This window comes from Arthrobacter sp. MMS18-M83, assembly GCF_026683955.1.
Lineage (GTDB): Bacteria > Actinomycetota > Actinomycetes > Actinomycetales > Micrococcaceae > Arthrobacter.
In genome coordinates this window covers 1,431,698-1,450,797 of sequence record NZ_CP113343.1, presented here as the reverse complement: position 1 = coordinate 1,450,797, position 19,100 = coordinate 1,431,698, and the positions used below count along the sequence as shown (strand labels likewise).

The 19,100-nt window shown below is 64.0% G+C and carries 19 protein-coding genes and 2 pseudogenes; 6 read left to right on the top strand and 15 right to left on the bottom strand.

The window, feature by feature from the left end:
* Window positions 1-64: 64 nt before the first annotated feature.
* Entirely contained in the window at window positions 65-868 is an 804-nt protein-coding gene (locus tag OW521_RS06820) for a putative protein N(5)-glutamine methyltransferase (RefSeq protein ID WP_268024004.1), read from the bottom strand.
* Between the two features lie 483 nt (window positions 869-1,351).
* Between OW521_RS06820 and OW521_RS06815 the strand changes: the two genes are divergently transcribed.
* Both OW521_RS06815 and OW521_RS06810 read left to right on the top strand, forming a co-directional pair.
* Complete coding sequence (locus tag OW521_RS06815; protein ID WP_268024003.1) at window positions 1,352-1,579, top strand: hypothetical protein; 228 nt, start codon at window positions 1,352-1,354, stop codon at window positions 1,577-1,579.
* Window positions 1,580-1,651: 72 nt separating this feature from the next.
* Entirely contained in the window at window positions 1,652-1,912 is a 261-nt protein-coding gene (locus OW521_RS06810; protein WP_268024001.1) for a hypothetical protein, read from the top strand.
* A gap of 91 nt (window positions 1,913-2,003) precedes the next feature.
* On the opposite strand, the pseudogene OW521_RS06805 reads toward OW521_RS06810, so the two are convergent.
* A pseudogene (locus OW521_RS06805) lies at window positions 2,004-4,600 on the bottom strand (ATP-dependent DNA ligase).
* Window positions 4,601-4,638: 38 nt separating this feature from the next.
* Here OW521_RS06805 and ku point away from each other — a divergent pair.
* Window positions 4,639-5,511, top strand: a complete 873-nt coding sequence (gene ku / locus OW521_RS06800; protein ID WP_268023999.1) for a non-homologous end joining protein Ku — start codon at window positions 4,639-4,641, stop codon at window positions 5,509-5,511.
* Between the two features lie 180 nt (window positions 5,512-5,691).
* Here ku and OW521_RS06795 read toward each other — a convergent pair whose 3' ends face one another.
* From OW521_RS06795 to OW521_RS06780, 4 genes are all read right to left on the bottom strand, one after another.
* Window positions 5,692-5,958, bottom strand: coding sequence for a DUF7218 family protein (locus OW521_RS06795; RefSeq protein ID WP_268023997.1), 267 nt, complete (start codon window positions 5,956-5,958; stop codon window positions 5,692-5,694).
* A gap of 27 nt (window positions 5,959-5,985) precedes the next feature.
* Window positions 5,986-6,414: a hypothetical protein gene (locus OW521_RS06790; protein WP_268023995.1), complete on the bottom strand. Its 429-nt coding sequence runs from the start codon at window positions 6,412-6,414 to the stop codon at window positions 5,986-5,988.
* Between the two features lie 65 nt (window positions 6,415-6,479).
* Window positions 6,480-6,656 carry a CsbD family protein gene (locus tag OW521_RS06785; protein WP_268023993.1) on the bottom strand — a complete coding sequence of 59 codons (177 nt, stop codon included), beginning with the start codon at window positions 6,654-6,656 and terminating at the stop codon, window positions 6,480-6,482.
* A gap of 91 nt (window positions 6,657-6,747) precedes the next feature.
* The gene (locus OW521_RS06780) at window positions 6,748-6,921 is read right to left on the bottom strand and encodes a hypothetical protein (RefSeq protein WP_268026136.1); all 174 of its coding nucleotides are present in this window, start codon (window positions 6,919-6,921) and stop codon (window positions 6,748-6,750) included.
* 334 nt (window positions 6,922-7,255) lie between these two features.
* Between OW521_RS06780 and OW521_RS06775 the strand changes: the two genes are divergently transcribed.
* A complete protein-coding gene (locus tag OW521_RS06775) occupies window positions 7,256-7,735 on the top strand; it encodes a Dps family protein (RefSeq protein ID WP_268023991.1) in 480 nt (159 codons plus the stop codon).
* Between the two features lie 230 nt (window positions 7,736-7,965).
* Here the strand turns inward: OW521_RS06775 and OW521_RS06770 are convergent, their stop codons facing one another.
* From OW521_RS06770 to OW521_RS06745, 6 genes are all read right to left on the bottom strand, one after another.
* Window positions 7,966-8,244, bottom strand: coding sequence for an HPr family phosphocarrier protein (locus OW521_RS06770; protein WP_265982023.1), 279 nt, complete (start codon window positions 8,242-8,244; stop codon window positions 7,966-7,968).
* 33 nt (window positions 8,245-8,277) lie between these two features.
* Entirely contained in the window at window positions 8,278-9,987 is a 1,710-nt protein-coding gene (gene ptsP, locus OW521_RS06765; RefSeq protein WP_268023989.1) for a phosphoenolpyruvate--protein phosphotransferase, read from the bottom strand.
* A 35-nt stretch (window positions 9,988-10,022) separates the two neighbouring features.
* Window positions 10,023-12,086: a PTS fructose transporter subunit IIABC gene (locus OW521_RS06760; protein WP_268023987.1), complete on the bottom strand. Its 2,064-nt coding sequence runs from the start codon at window positions 12,084-12,086 to the stop codon at window positions 10,023-10,025.
* Window positions 12,087-12,097: 11 nt separating this feature from the next.
* A complete protein-coding gene (locus OW521_RS06755) occupies window positions 12,098-13,084 on the bottom strand; it encodes a 1-phosphofructokinase family hexose kinase (protein WP_268023985.1) in 987 nt (328 codons plus the stop codon).
* Window positions 13,081-13,893, bottom strand: a complete 813-nt coding sequence (locus OW521_RS06750) for a DeoR/GlpR family DNA-binding transcription regulator (RefSeq protein ID WP_268023984.1) — start codon at window positions 13,891-13,893, stop codon at window positions 13,081-13,083. The genes OW521_RS06755 and OW521_RS06750 overlap by 4 nt, the downstream gene beginning before the upstream one ends.
* A 337-nt stretch (window positions 13,894-14,230) precedes the next feature.
* Window positions 14,231-14,422 carry a hypothetical protein gene (locus tag OW521_RS06745; protein WP_268023982.1) on the bottom strand — a complete coding sequence of 64 codons (192 nt, stop codon included), beginning with the start codon at window positions 14,420-14,422 and terminating at the stop codon, window positions 14,231-14,233.
* A gap of 138 nt (window positions 14,423-14,560) precedes the next feature.
* Here OW521_RS06745 and OW521_RS06740 point away from each other — a divergent pair, with 138 nt between their 5' ends.
* On the top strand, window positions 14,561-15,997 hold the full coding sequence (locus tag OW521_RS06740; RefSeq protein ID WP_268020240.1) for an IS1380 family transposase: 1,437 nt from the start codon (window positions 14,561-14,563) through the stop codon (window positions 15,995-15,997).
* A gap of 772 nt (window positions 15,998-16,769) precedes the next feature.
* Window positions 16,770-17,507 carry a GAF and ANTAR domain-containing protein gene (locus tag OW521_RS06735; protein WP_268023980.1) on the top strand — a complete coding sequence of 246 codons (738 nt, stop codon included), beginning with the start codon at window positions 16,770-16,772 and terminating at the stop codon, window positions 17,505-17,507.
* A 55-nt stretch (window positions 17,508-17,562) separates the two neighbouring features.
* On the opposite strand, the gene OW521_RS06730 is transcribed toward OW521_RS06735, so the two are convergent.
* The 3 genes and pseudogenes from OW521_RS06730 to OW521_RS24365 form a co-directional block, all read right to left on the bottom strand.
* Window positions 17,563-17,895, bottom strand: coding sequence for an SRPBCC domain-containing protein (locus OW521_RS06730; protein ID WP_268023978.1), 333 nt, complete (start codon window positions 17,893-17,895; stop codon window positions 17,563-17,565).
* Between the two features lie 128 nt (window positions 17,896-18,023).
* Window positions 18,024-18,845, bottom strand: a complete 822-nt coding sequence (locus tag OW521_RS06725; RefSeq protein WP_268023976.1) for a substrate-binding domain-containing protein — start codon at window positions 18,843-18,845, stop codon at window positions 18,024-18,026.
* A 114-nt stretch (window positions 18,846-18,959) separates the two neighbouring features.
* Window positions 18,960-19,034: pseudogene (locus tag OW521_RS24365) on the bottom strand (LacI family DNA-binding transcriptional regulator); the annotation flags it as partial.
* Between the last annotated feature and the right edge of the window lie 66 nt (window positions 19,035-19,100).

The window sequence follows — 19,100 nt, the reverse complement described above, 5'->3', positions numbered from 1 at the left end:
GCGTGTTCCGGGACCTCGTTACCAAATTGTTTGGGCCAGGACCATGAAAAGCACAGTTTGCTGATCATTTCCGGTGAGATTGCTGTAGTTTTCCGAGCACCACCGTGGCGTCGAATTCGTCGGAATGGACTACTTCGGCGGACAATCCGGCGAGCTCAAACAAGGCCGCCGTCGACGGGGCTTGCCGGACGCTCGTTTCGATCAGCAGGTGACCCCCAGGAGCCAGCCACAACGGCGCCTCCCCAGCGATCCGGCGCTGCACGTCCAGACCGTCTGGTCCGCCGTCGAGCGCTACGAGCGGTTCGTGCAACCGGGCCTCCGGTGGCATCATCCCGATCGCGTCCGTGGGCACATAGGGGGCGTTGGCCACCAGGACGTCCACGCGACCGCGAAGAGAGACCGGCAGGGCCGAATAGAGATCGCCTTCATGCACTTCTCCGCCTTCCGGCCCGACGTTGCGAGCGGCGCAGCGGACTGCAGCGGGGTCGACGTCGGCTGCGTGCAGTTCGACGCCGCCCACCGCGGCGGCCACGGCAGTACCCACGGCACCCGAACCACAGCAAAGGTCGACGACGACGGCGTCCGGCCGGGCGATGCGGGCCGCCTCCTGGACGAGGTACTCCGTGCGGCGGCGAGGGACGAAGACTCCCGGTTCCACGGCAAGGTGTCGGCCGCAGAATTCAGCCCAGCCGAGGAGGTGTTCGAGGGGCAGGCCGGAAACCCGTTGGTCGACCATCCGGTCGAGTTCCTCGGGAGCGTGCGCGGCGGCGATCAGGAGCTGGGCCTCGTCCTCAGCGAAGACGCAACCGGCGGAACGGAGCCGAGATGTCACGGCGGAGTGGGACGGGTGGAACGTGGGTACTGACATGGGAGAGCCTTTCGGGATACCGAGGGATGCTCTCCGGGCCACCTAGTTCAGGCTCGCCATGGGATCGGGAGGGAGCACCCGTGGATTGCTGCTTTGATGGGTCTCACCTCCTGGCGTAAGGACTCGTCTAAGGACTCGTCGCGAGTCGCTGGAAATGCCATGCTAGCCGAGAGCCGACATGGACGCCATGCGTGAAACGCGCGCCGGGAAAGTCAGGGTTCACAAACCCGGCCCAGAGTGTTTAGGGTGGGTGCATGGGAACACTGATTTTTGAATAGACCAGCGGGTCCTGGTTCGTCGCAGATGCTGGCTAGCCACTGCTGACGTTGATCCGACGCCGTTGAGTTTGAACCGACAAAAATCCACGCCTGTTGAGGCTTCGCCTCCGCGCCGTTCCTGTCACTGTTGCTATTTGGACCCCGCAGCGGACGTCGCGTCCCGAGACCTCCTCCGGCAAATCAAGAGCTTTAAGGAGTCCACTGCATGACACCCAACACACCCGAAACCAACCCCGAGCAGGAACCCGTCGAGCAGGAAACTGACACCCCGGATGCCGGTGTCAGATCGAAACTGACTGACGCCCAGAAGGAAATGCTGGCCAGCAAGTCCCGTGGCGGGGCGGGGAACAGCTGGCAGAGCACCGGGAAAGGGCACAAGCCCACACAGGCAAGTGGCAAGCTGGCCAAGTCCGAGAAGAAAGTCCGTTGGTAGATCCTGCAGACAAGCGGACCACTCCCACCTAGTATGGAAAATCCCTTCGTTTCAATGCGGAAAGGAAGAACAATGGCTGCGAAGCACGTTGCGCAACAAATCAACTCCGAGGTAGCCAGCCACCTGGTCGAGGCCATGGATATGGCGCCCATGCCGGCCCCGGCAACTGTGGCCATGACGCTGGGATCGACCCAAGGACCGGCCTGGCCGGACGGTAGCGGCAAGACCAAGCACCCCAAGGACCGGGGCGCCAGCCACGGTCGCGTCGGCCAACAAGCGGCGGTCACTGCGGTTCACCGCACCAGCCGTCCCCAGATGCCGCACTCCTCTTAGAAATATTCGTCCGCGACACGGAAAATGCCCTGCGACACCGGAATTCCGGTGGCGCAGGGCATTTTCCGTGTCATGGCTGGCCTAGCCGCGCCTAGCTCCGCTGCACGTCACCCGGGGACTTGTCCGGGCGCCACCCGCGCCAGACGGGATGCCGCATCCTTTCGGTGCCGGTCCAATCCCCGAATGTCACCTCTCCCACGAGCTCGGGGGCAACCCAATGGGCGGTGGCGGCGTCCTCGGCCGGGATGTCATGGAAGGGGGAGTCCGGGCGGTCGAGCCGCTCCAAGCGCTGCAGGATGTCGCGGAGTTGCCAGTCCTTGAAGCCGGTGCCGACGCGGCCGGCGTAGCGCAGCTTGTCGCCGTCGGGGATCCCCACCAGCAATGCACCAATGGTCCCGAGCCTCGCCCCGGCGCCGGGCCGCCAGCCACCCACCACCACCTCCTGCGTGCGTTCCAACTTGAGCTTGATCCAGGACCTGCTGCGCCGCCCCGGCTGGTACCGGCTATCCGCGCGCTTGGCCATGACGCCCTCCAAGCCAAGCTCTTTGGCGCTGGCCAGAATGTCGGCAAGATCGTGCTCCAACACTTCGGATACATGGATGGGGGAGCCCTGGGCCGGCAGTCCGGCATGGAAGGCCGCCAGCCGGTCCCGGCGCTCGCCGAGCGGCAGGGAGGTGAGGTCGGCGCCGCTTTTTCGGCGCCGCCGCGGGATCCGGTGTCGTACAGGAGATCGAAAAGCATGAGCTGCACGGGGACCGCGGCCCGGGCGCGTTCGACGTCGCCAGGTTTGAAGAGGTTCATCCGCTTCTGGAGCAACTCGAAACTGGGCCGGCCGTTCTTGCTGAGTGCCACGATTTCGCCGTCTGCCACGAAGTCGTGGTCCGGCCAGTACCGCGGATCCGATAGTTCGGGATACGTGGGCGTCATGTCGATGCCGGAGCGGCTGGTCAGCCTGATCTTCCCGCCCGAACCTGAAACGATGGTGCGGAAGCCATCCCATTTGAGCTCAAACAACCAGTCGCCGGAGGAAACATCGGCCGTGGTCCCGGAGGTTGCGAGCATGGGCGCGTAGCTGGGGGTGCCGCTCGAACGCGACGGGGCATCAGGCAACAGCACGGTCCGATGGCCCGGTTTGTCCTTCATCAGGTGGATCAGCCATTGCGACGCCGACTCCCCAGTGTGGATGAGCGCAAAACGGCGGGTGCCGTGCAATCCGCCGCCGGGCTTGCCGGTGAGGGTAGCGATCACTTCTTTGCCGTCGCGCCATTTTTCGCATTCGAACTCGCCGCTGTCCCAGATGCTGACCGTCCCGGCACCGTATTCGCCCTTTGGAATGATGCCCGCGAATTGCGCATACTCCATCGGGTGGTCTTCCGTGCGCACCGCGAGGTGGTTCTTGGCCGGAGTGTCCGGCACGCCACGTGGCAAGGCCCACGACGCCAGGACGCCGTTGTGTTCCAGCCGGAAATCCAAGTGGAAGCGGCGGGCGTGGTGTTCCTGGATGACGAAGATTCCGCCGGGCGGGTTGGGTTCCGCGTCGGCCTGGAGTGGGCGCCGCCCCGGTTGGTGTTCGACGGCGGGAAACGGTTCCGGTGTCCGCTGCGGATCACGCTTGTCCACGTAGCTGGCCAACCGCGGGTTCACAGCGGTGCCTCCGACGGCGGTGCCTCCGGTCGCGGTTCTGGCGCCGGCGGTACCCGCGACCGCGGTACTGGCGCGGGCCGCGCCGGGGGAGCCGTCGTCGTCGTTCTTGTTCCTGGGTCCACCGTTCGCATGCACGGGCGAGTGCCCTGAGCGCCAGGCCGCCACCGCGGCGAAGGGATCCTTCCCCTCTTTGACGCGCTTCATGACAGCTGTGAAGTCCAGATGTTCAAGCTTTGGTGAGGTGAGTTCCCGCCATGTCCTCGGTGCGGCCACCATGGGGTGTGCGCGTCCGCGAAGGGAGTACGGGACGATTGTGGTCTTGTTTCCGCTGTTCTGGCTCCAGTCCACCAGGACCTTGCCGTTGCGCAGGGTCTTCTTCATATCGCTGACCACCAGGTCAGGATGGTCCGCCTCGAGCGATCGCGCCAATTCGTGTGCGAACGCTGAAACCTGCTCCCATTTGCGCGTGCCATCCAGCCCGGCGTAGAGGTGGATCCCTTTGCTGCCGCTCGTCACAGGGACCGGATCAAGCCCGATGTCCTGCAGGATGCTGCGCGCCAGCTTGGCGACTTCAACGCATTCGGCGAGGCCTGTGCCCGGGCCGGGGTCGAGGTCAAGGACCAGGCGGTCCGGCGGCAACATGGTTCCGTCGGCGTCCACCTGCCATTGCGGCACGTGGATCTCCAAGGCGGCTATCTGGGCCAGCCAGGTCAGTGTGGCGAGGTTGTTGACCAAGGGGTAAACGTTGCTGTGGTCTCGGTGCTGGATGGTGACGCGCGGAACCCAGGACGGGGTGGAATCGTCCAGGTTCTTCTGGAAGAACATCTGCCCGGGGTCCTCCGTGGTCCCTACGCCGTGAACCCAACGCTTGCGCGTGGCGGGCCGGTTGGCTGCGGCGGGGATCAGGAACGGTGCCACGGCTGCGTAGTACTCGAGCACTTCGGCCTTGGTGGTGCCAGTCTCCGGGTAGATGATTTTGCCCAGGTTGGTGAGCGTCAGTTCATGGCCTTCAACGTTGACGCGCTCCTTTTGGCTGGTTGCCACCTCTTCACCTCCGCCGAGTTGTGATGTTCACTTAGTGCATGAGGGCCATATGGAAGGGTTCTATCGCGTTCGGGCTGGTCAACGTGCCCGTCAAGCTCTACAGCGCCACCGAGGACCACGATGTCAGTCTTCACCAGGTCCACAACAAAGACGGAGGCCGCATCCGTTACCAACGGAAGTGCGAAATCTGCGCCTCTGTTGTGGATTACGAGGATATCGACAAGGCCTACGAAGAGGAAGGCCGCACGGTGGTGCTGTCCTCCGCGGATTTGAAGTCCCTGCCCGCGGAGAACAGCCGCGAAATCGAGGTAGTGGAGTTCGTCCCGGCCGAGCAGCTGGATCCCATCATGTACGAGCGGCCCTACTATCTGGAGCCGGATTCCAAATCGCCCAAGGCCTACATGCTGCTTTTGCGCACCCTCCAGGACACCGAGCGCGTGGCCATTGTGCAGTACGCCCTCCGGCAGAAGACCAGGCTGGGGGCCCTGCGCGTACGTGGGGACGTCTTGATGCTGCAATCCCTGCTCTGGGACGACGAGATACGTGAAGCCAACTTCCCGTCGCTGGAGACCGACGTCAAGATCTCGGACAAGGAGCTGGAGATGTCCTCGGCCTTGGTGGACTCCATGGCGCGCGACTTCGAGCCCGAGCAATACACCGACAATTACCAAGTGCAATTGCGCCAGCTCATCGCGGCCAAGTTCGAAAAGGGCGACTCCATCGACACCGAGGAGACGTTCGGCGTGACAGCAAGCGAAGGCGAGGGCGGCGAGGTCATCGACCTCATGGAGGCCCTCAAACGGAGCCTCGAGAAGAAGCGCGGCAAAGCGTCCACCGCAAGCGAGGAGTCCGACGACGCCGGGACGGCCAAAGCGGCCAGCAAGCCCAGGGCGCGGGTCAAGAAAGCCTGACGCGCCGCCGTCGTGCGCTTCAGCGAGAGCATGTCCGGCCGGGCCCTCCCTGGAACACTGGACATGTCCCTCGTGGCCCTCCCGGGACACTCGACATGTCCCTCGTGCAAACCGAGGAGTGGACATAATGCGAATATGTCCATTCCTGGGCCAGGGCGGAGAGCATGTCCGGTGGATGGCTTAGTGGTTTCGCAGGGCCGAGATGAGTTCGGCTTTCTTCTTGCTTGAGTAGCCTGTGAGGCCCAGTTCCTTGGCTCGGGACTTGAGTTGGGGCACTGTCCAGTCCTCATAGTCGCCCGAGGTGCCGCCGCGCCGGCCGATTTCCTTGCGGCCCACCTTGGCAGCGGCATTCGAGATCCTGGCGGCCTTTTCCTTGGAGGCGCCATCCTTGCGGAGGGTTTCGAAGAGTTCCGGATCTTTGAGGCTGGGATTCTTTTTGCTCGGCATGGGTTTCTCCTTCGGTCGAGGTCCCGGCTATGAGGCGAGTTCCATCCGGAACCCGCAGCGGCATTGCAACACCTTTGTCGCCAGGTACACGTCGAGAAGATCTATCGCGGGGTCCTCAGTGGACATCGGCGCATACACGCTGTGGAATCCGGTTCCCGAAATTTTCATGGGTTCGCCGCAATGGATGTATTCGCCGCCGAATTGGAGCACATCCGATACCGTTCCACGCTGGTTCAGGATCGCCGCGACGTCCTGGAATGTAGCCGAATGGGCATAAGCAGTGTCGCATTCTGCGCAAATGTAGGCGATATCCACGAGCTCTGCCATCGGCGGTTTGAGGGGCTCTATGGAATCAAGAATCACGTGCTCATTGGTGCCGCAAGTGCCGCACCAGATTCGTTCAGCCCGGGGACGCGGTGCGCCGGCGGGGACAATCGGGTCAGAGATAGTCGGCATTGACCTAACCCCTTGGACCGGGAAATGCGGCTCCCGCCCATGGCAGGAGCCGCACTTCGAGTGGACTAGTCCTTCTTGAAAGCGTCCTTTACCTTTTCGCCGGCTGCCTTCAGGTCGCTCTTGGCTTGATCCGTCTTGCCTTCGGCTTCGAGCCTCTCGTTACCCGTCAGTTTTCCGGCGGTTTCCTTGGATTTGCCCGCAAGCTTCTCCCCGGCGTTCTGGATCTTGTCATCTGCACCCATGGACGTACTCCTTTGGTGGTAATGGTTTACTTCTTCTCGCCTTCTCGCCCAGTGGCGGAAGGCAGGCCACTGTGGGGCCAGCTGTCGTTGGCTAGGCGCGAGACCTGCGGCCGGACATAAAGCTGAGGAGCCAGCCGATGGCCGCGACGATCAGGAGGATCACGCCGACCCAGAGGAGCCAGCTGACGGCCTGCGAGAATCCGCCGACGAGCAGAAGGATGATTGCCACGACGCCTGCAATGATCAGAAGGGTGTTCATAGTCACACATTCCTTACTTGAGCGGGGCCGCCGGCAAAATGCCCGGCCCCTCGCGGTGTATTCGGTTATCAGTTCGCTTCCGAACCGTGGTTCAGCACCAAGCCCCCCGGACTCCGCGCGAACTCTTGTAACAGCGGATGCCGCTCGTTTTCCGGATTTTTTATCCAGTCCGAACCGGTACCGACCTCCTCCATGGTACTACTAAGCACCCTTATCAAATCAAGTGCTAAGTACACTTATCAAAAATTCTGGGTATCGTCATAGGGTGGGCCGAAGGACTGGCGCCGCTGTCTGGCGCTGATCCTGACTCATTGTCAGCAGTCGTCTTGGAGGGGAAACCATGAAAGCATCGCAAGCTCTGGCAGACAATCTTCAGCTTGTCCTGACGGACCTTATTGAACTCCAGCTACAGGGCAAACAGGCCCACTGGAATATCGTTGGCGCCAATTTCCGGGACCTGCATCTGCAACTCGACGAACTCGTGGCCGCGGCGCGGGAGTTCGCTGACGAAACAGCCGAAAGGATGCGGGCGCTTCATGCGCTCCCCGATGGCAGGAGCAGCACCATCGCTGCCTCGACCCGCCTGGAGCAGTTCCCCGCGGGATTGACGAAGACCAAGGACGCCGTGAAGCTAATCACCGATCGCCTGGAACGGACTGTCCAGACCATGCGCGATGTCCACGACCAAGTGGACGAAGAAGATCCTACGACGGCGGACCTCCTGCATGCGTTCATCGCACGTTTGGAGCAGCTCGCCTGGATGATCAGTGCCGAGATCATGTCCGCCGGTGCGTCCGTGGCAGACCCACAGGAAGCTTAGGCACCAGGAAGCAGGAGTAGGGCCAGCGCATGCCGCGCTCCAACGTAGTCATCGGGGCTGCGCGGCTCGGGGTCGCCCTGCCCAAAGCGCGGCGTTTGGCCGCGCGTCATCGGACTATCTGATGTCTTTGCAGTGAAAAATAAAAGAGCATGCTCCCCGTTGGATGCGAGGAATGGACACAGTGCGAATATGTCCATTCCTCGGTGCCAAGTGGGGGCATGCTCAGTGGGTTACTCGGCGTCGTGGTCCGTTTCGAGGATCTTCACGAGGCGGTCCAGGGCTTCGTCGGCGCCGGCGCCCTCGGCACGCAGCACAACGACGTCGCCGTATGAAGCTCCGAGGCTCATAAGGGACAGGATGCTGGCGGCGTCCATGGCGTCGTCGGCGGGCTCGCCTTCGCGGGCGATGGTGACCTCGAGGTCCAGTTCGCCGGCGGCTTCGGCGAAGATGGCTGCCGGGCGGGCGTGCAGGCCGACGCGGCTAGCAATGGTGGCGGTACGTTCGGACATTGTTGCTCCTTCGATTGTGGGCTTGGGGAAAGTCTAGAGACCCAGTTCGTCCAGGATAGGCAGCTGGGCGCGAACGGTTTGGCGCGCGGCGGATGCACTCGGGGCGGACAGCGCCGCCGCCGCGAGCTTTTGGGCATGCGCAACGGTAACGGTGGCCAGCACGGCGGAGACGGCCGCCAGTGCGCGCGCACTCATGGAGAGCGTCGCGACGCCCAGTCCAACGAGTACGACGGCGAGGGCCGGGTCCGCTGCTGCCTCGCCGCAGACTCCCACGGGCCGAGCAGTACCACCCGCGCTGGCGGCAGCAGCGCCGTCGGCAGTCAACTTCACGAGCTGGAGCACGGCAGGCTGCCACGGATCATTGAGCGCGGCGAGCGGGCCGAGTTGGCGGTCCGCGGCCATGGTGTATTGGGTGAGGTCGTTGGTTCCGAGCGATGCGAAGCTGACTTCGCGCAGCAGGTTGGCGGCGGTCAGGGCAGCCGACGGGACCTCCACCATGACGCCGGGGATTTTCAGGCCGGCGGCGGAGCACAGGGATGCGAAGTGCGCGGCTTCCTCGGCCGTGGAGATCATGGGTGCCATGACCCACACTTCGGCCTGGTTGGCGGCCTCCGCGGCGGCGATCGCCTTGAGTTGGCGCTCGAGGACGCCGGGGGAGGTCAGGTCGGTGCGGTACCCGCGGACGCCCAGGGCGGGGTTGGGCTCATCCGCGTTGGTGAGGAACGGCAGCGGCTTGTCAGCGCCGGCGTCGAGCGTTCGGACCACAACTTTCTTGCCCGGGAACGCAGCAAACACGGCACCGTAGGCGGCGATCTGCTCCTCCACGGTGGGCTCGTCGTCGCGATCCAGGAAACAGAATTCGGTTCGCAGCAAACCGACACCCTCGGCACCGGCGTCGGCGGCTTTGACCGCATCGGCACCGGTACCGACGTTGGCGAGCAGCGGAACCCGGAACCCGTCGGCCATCACGCTGCTGCCGCTGAAGGCCGCAACCGTGGACGCCTGGGTGGCCCAGGCCTTGGCCGCAAGGCGGAGTTCTTCACCCGGATCCAGCGTGATGGTGCCGGCAGCGCCATCGATGTAGATCTCGGTGCCGTCCCCGATCTCGTCGACCCCCGGTGCCGCGACGATCGCGGGCAGGCCCAAGGCGCGGGCCAGGATGGCTGTGTGGGATTGCGGGCCGCCGCTTGAGGTGATCAGGGCGATCACCTTGGCGGGGTCCAAGGTCGCGGTGTCTGCCGGGGCAAGGTCCTCGGCGGCCAGGATGAACGGAACATCCGACGCCGGGATGCCCGGCGCAGGCAGCCCGCGCAGTTCCGAGACGAGACGGGCGCGGACGTCCAGGACGTCCGCCACGCGCTCTGCCATGTAGCCGCCGAGGGCCTTCAACGAATCCGCAACCGTGGCACCTGCCTCCCAGATGGCCCGCTCAGCGGTGCGTGCGCCGCCCGGGACCTCGGGGGAGAGGAGCTTGATGGCCGATTTCACCAGCATCGGATCGGCGGCCATCAAGGCGGTTGCTTCCAAGACCTCTTTGCCTTCGCCGGACGCGGTGGCGGCTCGGGCACGGAGTTCCGCCTGCACGGCCTTGGCGGCATCCTTGATGCGCTGGCCTTGCGATTCGACGGTAACGTCCGCAGGAATGTTGACGTTCATGTGCGGTTCCTGCACCGGCTTCGGCATCTGCCGCACCGGCCCCAGAACGCGCCCGGGAGCAACGCCTACGCCTGAAAAGGTCTGCATGGATTAGTCCTCTACTTGCTTGCTAACGGTTGGCGTCAGGCTGCGGCAACGGCCGGAACGGGCTCTGCCTCAACAGGCGTCCGGACTGCCCAGCGCTTGAGTGCCAGCAGGACCACGGCCGTGACGACGACGCCGACAGCGATCGAGCCGAAGAACAACAGGAAGTTGTTCATGGCGAAGAAGACGAAGATTCCGCCGTGCGGAGCCTGCGAGGTGACCCCGAAGGCCATGCTCAGTGCACCGGTCACGGCGCCGCCCACCATGCTGGCCGGGATGACGCGCAGCGGGTCGGCAGCGGCGAACGGAATCGCCCCTTCGGAGATGAACGAAGCACCCAGCAGCCAGGCTGCCTTGCCGTTTTCACGCTCGGCCAGGCTGAAGCCCTTCTTGTTGAGGACGGTTGCCAGTGCCATGGCGAGCGGGGGAACCATGCCGGCCGCCATGACGGCGGCCATGATCTGCCAAGGAGCCTGGTTGGCCACGCTTCCGGCGCCGAGGCCGGCCACGGCGAAGGAGTAGGCCACCTTGTTGACCGGACCACCAAGGTCGAAGCACATCATGAGGCCGAGGATGATGCCGAGAACGATGGCGGAGACGCCGGTCATGCCGGAGAGCCATGTGTTGAGGCCCTTGGTGATTGCAGCGATGGGGCCGCCGAGAACCAGGAACATGAGCCCGGATGCAACGATCGAGGCCGCGAGCGGGATGATGACCACGGGCATGAGGCCACGCAACCAGCGCGGAACCTTGAAGGTGCCGATCCAGTGTGCCGTGACACCAGCCAGCAGGCCGCCCACCAGGCCGCCCAGGAAGCCTGCGCCCATGTAGCCGGCAACAGCGCCGGAGACGAAACCAGGAGCGATGCCGGGCCGGTCCGCGATGCCGTAAGCGATGTAGCCCGCCAAGGCGGGGACGAGGAAGCCAAGGGACAATGCGCCGATCTTGAACAGCACGGCGCCTAGGTATGCGCCCAGTGGGCCCCAAGCGTGCGCGGGGAAATCGGTGGGCAGGCTGCCAAGGGTGTTCGCGCCGAGGATCTTGTCGGCTGCACCGGCGATCTCGTAGCCGCCCAGGAGGAAGCCCAACGCAATGAGTAGGCCGCCACCTGCGACGAACGGGATCATGTAGCTGACACCGGTCAGCAGGACCTTCTTGACCTTGGTGCCGAAGTGCTCGCTGGCGGCCTCTGATGCGTGTTCGGCGTTTTCTTCGGCGCCGAAGTGCGGAACGCGGTGTGCATGCGGATCGCTCGCTGCGGCGAGGGCTTCCTGCACCATCTTGGCCGGCTCATCAATCCCGCGTTTCACGGGGGCGTTGATGACGGGCTTGCCGGCGAAGCGCTCCTTGCCGCGGACGTCAACGTCTACTGCGAAGATTACGGCGTCAGCGGCGGCAATGACTGATGGGTCCAGCGCAGTGAATCCGCCCGAGCCTTGGGTCTCTACCTGAAGATCGACCCCCATTTCCTTGGCAGCAGCCACGAGGGAGTCGGCCGCCATGTAGGTGTGGGCAATGCCGGTGGGGCACGCCGTGACGGCGACGATGCGCTTGGGCGCCATCGCGGAAGCGGCGCGGGCCGAAGCCGGGGCGGCTTCCGGAGCAGCTGCGGCAGGCTCTGCGACGGGCCCTGCTGCGTGTGCAGCTGGCTTGTCGGCCAGTGCGCCGTCAACCAAGTCCACGATGTCCTGCTCGGTGGCAGCCGCACGGAGGGCTGCCGTGAAGTCCTTCTTGATGAGGGACCGGGCTAGCTTGGAGAGCAGTTTCAGGTGCTCCTGATCTGCTCCTTCAGGGGCTGCGATGAAGAAGATGATGTCCGCAGGGCCGTCCTTGGCGCCGAAGTCCACTTTCTCGGAGAGCCGGGCCATCGCCAAGGCGGGCTCGGTCACGGCCACGGAGCGGCAGTGCGGGATAGCGATGCCGCCGGGCACGCCCGTGGCAGTCTTCTGCTCGCGGGCGAAGGCGTCCGCGAAGAGCCCTTCAACCTCGGAGGCGCGCCCTGCTGCGGCAACCTTGCCAGCCAGGAAACGGATGACATCGGCGGGAGAATCGCCGAGGTTCTGGTCAAGGGAGACCAGTTGGGGGGTGATGAGCTGGGTCACTGTTAGTCCTTCTAGAGGGCCGTGATGGTAACGGCGTCGGGAGTTGTTTGGTGGACCGCCGGGACAGTGGAGCCCGGCAGCGAAGCAGCGGCGGCACCGTGTGCCACAGCCTGACGGAGGCAGTCCTGCGCGGAACCGCCGCGAGTGGCGGCCAGCAGGTAGCCAGCAAGGGATGAATCGCCGGCACCAACTGTGCTGACGGCTTGGATCGGCGGATGCGTGGCGAGCCACGCGCCGTCGGCGGTTACCAGGACTGCGCCCTTGGAACCGAGTGTTGCGAGTACTGCACCCACACCGCTGCCGACGACGGCGGCTGCGGCCCTGGCGGCGAGGCCCGGGTCCGCTTCCAGTTCGTCAGCCGTGTGGACGTCTGTGAAGCCGGCCGCGGCGGCCAGCTCGGCCAGCTCTTCAGCGTTGGGCTTCAGGAGGTCGGGCTTGCCGCTGATGGTGCCTGTGGAGTCGCCACTGATGGCGGCCGCCAGCGGGGCTCCGGAGGAGTCGATCGCGATCAAGGGGGCGTCGCCGTCGTGCGTGGAACGGAGCCGGCGGGCGACCGTGGCGTAAAAATCTGCCGGAACTCCTGGTGGGAGCGATCCAGCCAGTACCACCCAGCTCGCGCCACGGGAGCGGTCCAGCAGCAGCCCGATCAGGGCTTCCTGCTCGGCCAGGCTCAACTTCGGGCCGGGTTCGTTGATCTTGGTGGTGACGCCGTCCGGTTCGGTGAGCGTCACGTTGCTGCGCAACGGCTCACTGATGGGGAGCGCTGCGTAGGGGACGCCGTCGTCGAGCAGCCCCGCTAGGACGGGATCGGAATCCCCGCCCGGCAGGACGGCGACGGTGTCCAGGCCCGAGGCGACCAGCGCCCGGGAGACATTGACGCCCTTGCCACCGGAGTGCTGGTGGACGGCGACAGCGCGCTGCACCTCGCCACGGGCCAGCGGGGCCGGGAGCTCCACGGTGCGGTCCAGGCTGGGGTTGGCGGTCAGGGTGACGATCATGCGATCACCACGTCGACGCCAGCCTCGGCCAAAGCGGCAGAGAGCTCCTCGGAGGGGTCCTGGTCAGTAATCACAGTGTCCACATCTTTCAGGGCAGCGAACTGGACAAGCGTTTCCGCGTCCAGCTTGGAGGAGTCCGCGAGGACGACGACGCGCCGTGCGGACGTGACGAAGGCGGCCTTGACGGCGGCTTCTTCGGGGTCAGGTGTGCTGAGCCCGAACGTGGCATGGATACCGTTGGCGCCGACGAAGGCGATGTCCGGGCGGAGCCGGGAAGCCGCTTCGACGGTGGACTGCCCGACTGCGGCCTGCGTGAGGCCGCGGACGCGACCGCCCAGGATCTGGAGGGAGATGTTCGGGTTGCCGGACAGCCGCCCGGCGATGGGGATGGCGTGGGTGATAACCACCAGTTCTTCACGCGCGGCGTTTCCGTTGCCGGAGGCCAGGTGCTGGGCCGTGCGTTGTCCCAGCAGGCGGGCCAGGGCCTCTGTGGTGGAACCGGCGTCGATCAGGATGCTGCCGGCCGCGTTCTCGGGGATGAGCGCAAGGGCGGCCTCGGCGATACGAAGCTTTTCCGGTTGGCGCTGGATGGCGCGCTCAACAACGCTTTCCTCGCGGGTGCTGAGGCGGTCTGAGGGGACAGCCCCGCCATGCACGCGGCGGAGGTTGCCGGCGGATTCAAGCGCAGCGAGGTCACGGCGGACAGTCTCCGTGGTGATGCTGAATCGGTCCGCGAGGTCCGTGACGCTGACCCGTCCGCGCTCGGCGACGAGCTCGGAGATCAGCTGTTGGCGCTCTTCAGCGAACACATACCCTCCATTGCGTACAAGCGATCAAAGTACATCAGTGACAGCCATCACATGATGTGGAATTGCTTGACTCTATCTTTGTTCATGTTGGTCTGTCAACAGAAAAACAACATAAACAAAGATTTTGGGAGTGGGTGGGAATGGCTGAAGTGTGTTGAGGGCTGTGGGGCGGGGCGCAGGCGGGCAAGCGACGGATTTTGCTGGATCATTCGAAGATCCCTGCTCGCGGGCCCCGGAATGGCGGGGGCAACGAGTTTGGATACTGGAGTGATCCAGCAGAATCCGACAGGCGGGCGGGCACGACAGGCCCCAAAAACACGCCGGACCGGAACGTGCCCTACGGCCACTCGGTCTCGCTGCGGCCGGGGTAGTCGACGGGGAGGTTGTCAGGGTCGGGCGGGTCCGGCAAGCGGAGCTGCGGAGAGGAGTCCCCTTCCTTGCGCTGCCTGCTTCTTTGTCTGTCCAGTTGGTCCGACTTTTGCTGGGGGTCGCCTTCGGGGCGTCGGTTCTGTGTACTTTCGAGCTTCATGATGCTTCCCTCGCTAACCCGGGGTTTTCGTGGCCAGCTGGCGCGAGTGGCGCGTTAAAGCAGTGAAAGGGTGCTCTGAGCTGGGAAAATAGTGGTATTCGACGCCATATTTTCCTGATCGTGAGGAGCACCCTTTCGATGCATCATTTTACCCGGCTTTTCCCTGCTGCAGCGGTTGGCTTCACCGGCCAGTCACTGGTGTCCCACGCCGGAACGAAGATTCTGACGGAATTGATCGACGCGCTGGGTTTCCGCGGACTCTGCGAGGACCGGCTTGGCCAGTTCGCTCCTTCCGGCGCCCGACACCGGCCCGGCCGGCTCATCGCTTCCCTGGCCCTGATGCTCGCTGGCGGCGGCGAGCACGTCAGCGACCTGGACATGCTGCGTTCCTCGCCCGGGATCTTCGGGCCGGTGCCCTCGAACGCGACCGTGTCCCGGTTTTTCGAACGCACCGTCGCCAACCCCGAACTGTTCAGCTACGGCTTCGAGACCCTGACCCGGGAACTGCGGTCCAGGGCCTGGGACGCTGCAGGGAACTTCGAACCCGGCGGCCAGGCAACCGCCGCCGATCCCTTGATCGTTGACTTGGATGCCACGTTGGTGACCTCGCACAGTGACAAGGAACTGGCCGCGGGCACGTACAAAGGCGGGTACGGTTTCTCCCCGTTCATCGCCAGCATCGATTACGGCACGGGCAACGGCACCGGGGAAATCCTCGCCTGCGTGTTGCGGCCCGGCAGCGCGGGGGCGAACAGCGCCGATGACCATATCCGTGTCTTCGAGACCGCCACGGCCCAGTTGCCCGAGAGCTTCTTCCCCGATGGGAAGCTGGACGGGCAGAGGATCCTGGTCCGCACCGACAGTGCCGGCGCCTCGCGGAAGTTCCTCTGGCACCTGCACTCCTTGGGCGTGCAGTTCTCCGTCTCGTATCCGGTCCCGGCAGCCAAAGCCCACATGATCGACTGGATCAACGACAAACAGTACTGGCAACCGGCCCTGGACCAGCACGGGACCGACCGCACGAACGCGTGGGTCATCAACGCCACCGAAGTGATCCCGCTGAAGGACTACCCGCCGGGCACGAACATCTACCTGCGGGCCGAGCCGCTGCACCCCGGCGCGGCCCCGACCCTGCTGGATCTGGACGGGCACCGCATCACCGCGTTCCTGACGAACGCACCGCGCTGGCACGGACCGTTCCTGGATGCCCGGCACCGGGCCCGGGGCCGGTGCGAGAACCGGATCAAGACCCTGAAGAACACCGGCCTGGGCAAGCTGCCGTTCTACGATTTCGCCGCGAACCAGGCCTGGGCCAACATCGCCGCCCTGGCATTGAACCTCACCTCCTGGCTGCAGCTCACCGCCCTCCCGGAAGGCCACCACGCCAGGTCCTGGGACATCAAACGCTGGCGCTACCGGCTCTTCGCGACCGCCGGGAAAATCATCACCCGCGCCCGCCGGAGGACCTTGCTCCTGCCAGACAGGGCACCGGAGAAACAGCTCATCACCGTCCTGCTGGACCGGATCAAAGACCTCCCAGCGCGACTGAAAAGCGCCCCGGCAAAGCCTACGTAGCCAGGTCCAAGGTTCCAACCGCCACGACACAGAACAAACACCCAACGGAGAAGTGGAAATCCGCGCCGATCCCGGCGGCACCAGGGCCACTCCAGCCCCGCCAAAATCCAGATCACAGCCGATCAGCGATCAACGCCGCCCCCGGCCGGCCCACCAGCGGCAGATGAAAAATCTGGGCTAATGCTGCAATGCGGCTAGGCAGGTATTTCCAACTCGAAGCCGCATCTGCATCTCAAGATCTTGGTGTGGAGAAGGGTTTCCGAACTCCAGGGGGCCATCCTGAATCCCCCGACGATTCAGGATGGCCCCCGCCTGCTGGACAGTGGCTGGGTGGCTGTAGGAAAACCCGCAAGACATACACGTGTAGAACACGGCGAGCCGTTGGGAAGACCGCGGAGTCTGGGCCTGGATGGATTCGATGTGCAGGTGCGTGTCTGTGCCACAACCGCTACACCACAAGGGAAGGACGCCGGACTGACGAGGCTCGCGAGGTACCGGGGATTCTGAGATAGTCGACATCGACTAGCTCCGCCTCGGTATCAGGCATTTGCTCATGGGGCAGCACCTTCATGTTGAATGAAAATGGCGCCCGGCTGCTTGAGCGAAATAGGCCGAAGACTCGACCCTGTCCGGCGGTCTGCGCGGACTGTAGAAGAATTGTGCACTCCACATCCCTGGTGCGCAACCCCGACGGAAAGTTTGTCCAAGCGGTGGACACTGAATTGGGAAGCACTTTTCCTCCATTGCTGCCCCGCTGCTCCTAGACTGAGCCATGGACGAAATGAGCCTGGACGCCTCGGTGGTGGGGCAGCTCCAGGATTTGGTCATCGACAGTGAGGACGTCAGTGGCTTCCTCGAAGACCTTGCGGTGTTCACGGCGTCGTCAGTGTCTGCTGCGCGGGGCCGGGACGTCCTGTGCGGGGTCACCCTGAGCCGACGACGCCGTTCGATGACGGTCGCCGGAAGCAGCCACGAAGCCCGCCTCATTGACGAGGTGCAGCAAGCTTACGGAGACGGACCGTGTTTGGAGGCGATGAGGACCGGGAAGACCGTCCTCGTTTCGGACACGTCCGCAGACTCGCAGTGGCCTGAATACTGCACCACCATCGCGGAGCGCGGGCATTTTGCTGTGCTCTGCGTCCCATTGGGACTGGAAGAGGGTGCGACGGCGGCGATCAACCTGTTCGCCCGGCAGCGCGATGCCTTCGATAAAGCCTCCATCCGCAGCTGCGAACTATTCGCAAGCCAAGCGGAAAAGGCTTTGAGGCTGGCGGTTCGGATCGGTGCCAGGCAACAACGTGCAGAGGACCTCGAGCAGGCCATGCGTTCCCGGACCGCCATCGATCTGGCAACTGGCGTCATCATGGGCCAGAACAGGTGCAGCCAGGAAGAGGCCTTCAGGATTCTGACCAAGGCCTCAAACGGCAGGAACCAGAAGTTGAGGGATGTTGCGGAATCTCTTGTCAAATCTTTGACGAGCGAAACGCCAGTTTCGCATTTCCAGCCGTAAGCGCCCAGACCCTTAGGCGGCCTGAGCCCCCGGCCGGCCTGGTTCGGGGCTGTGCTTAGCTTCGCTCAGCGATATTCTTGACGCTCGCAACGAGGTTGTCCCACATGCCCTTCGAATGTGCGGCTTCATCGGGGCTGGCGTTGTTGTCCTGGGTCAGGGTCAGCTTGGTAGCCTCTCCTTCAGGCTCCAGCGTCCACGTCAGGGTGTGATAGTTTCCAGGCTCGTCGTCTTGGCCGGACAGCGGGCTGAAATGGGTGTTTACCAGCCGCCTCCCCGGCTCGAATTCGAGGATGACGCCCTTGTCTTCATACGCCTTGCCCTTCCAGATGCCGCGCCAAGCAATGGGGCCGCCCACTGTCCAGTCGGTGAAAACATCGGTTCCGAACATGAACTCCTTGATGGCCGGGGGTCGGTGAGTACGGACCACACGCGATCGGCGCTCGCGTGGATCACGATGGATGAGCTCGCAATGAAATTGCCCGTCATGCCCTTCTCCTTCTTTGCGTTTTGACCTTGCTATGCCTCTCTCCGCTGTGTGATGCGTGACGTCGAATCACGAATCACGAGAACGGGCTCCACAACGTAGTGCGGAGCCCGTTCTCCCGTGAGGATCTGATGGTGGAGCATCTTGAAAGTTGCGATGCCCAGCGCCCGGAAGTCAAGTCGCATAGTGGTCAACGGAGGTGAGAAGTAAGCGGCAGCAGGCATGTCGTCAACCCCCACGATTGAAAAGTCCCGAGGTGCTCGATTGCCCCGTCTTTCCAGGGCGCTCATGAAGCCGAGCGCAATTTCGTCGTTGCTTGCGAAGACAGCCGTGAACGTGGTCGGATCTGCGAGTTCTCCGGCGCGATATCCGGAAACCGAGGACCAGTCCTTTGCGACATCGAGCACTCGGGGTGTGAGGCCGACGCTCTGCATTGCGTCGCGATAGCCGCGCTCACGCTCGAATGCTTCATTGCGAGTCGAAGGGCCGGCGACATGCAAGATTTCCCGGTGTCCCAACTCGATCAGGTGGTGGGTCGCATCCCAGCCGGCAGCGTGCGAATGGGTGCCTGCGGAGCCTTCGTCCGCAAATGGCAGTTCGGAAACCGTGATCAAGGGCGTTGATTGGTCCCAACCGGTGAGCAGCTTCTCGAGGCCCGGCAGCGGCGTAGACAGCACTATCCCGTCAACTTGTACCGACTTGAAGTGGGAGAGAGCCCGCCGCGCCTCGACTTCCCAGTTCTTCGCTTCGAAGTCGAGATCGAGCTGAGCGATAGTGAGCGTGACATCGGCTTCGCGAGCAGCGAACCCCAGCCCTGTGAGCACACTTGCGCTCCCGTAGTTGAATGCGCCCATAGTCAAGACGCCTACAGAGTTCGTCCTGCTCGTGCGAAGAGTGCGGGCGGATTGATTTGGTACGTATCCCAATTCTTCGATGGCAGCTGCGATGCGCTCCCGCGTTTCGGCCCGCACATGACCGACCCCTGTGAAATAGCGGGACACAGTCTGGGTTGAGACGTTGGCCAGTCTACCGACGTCCGCCATGCTGGGCCGTGTCGCCGTCCTTGCTTTCGCCAAGTGTCCACAAACTTTCGCGCAGTCTGTCACCTG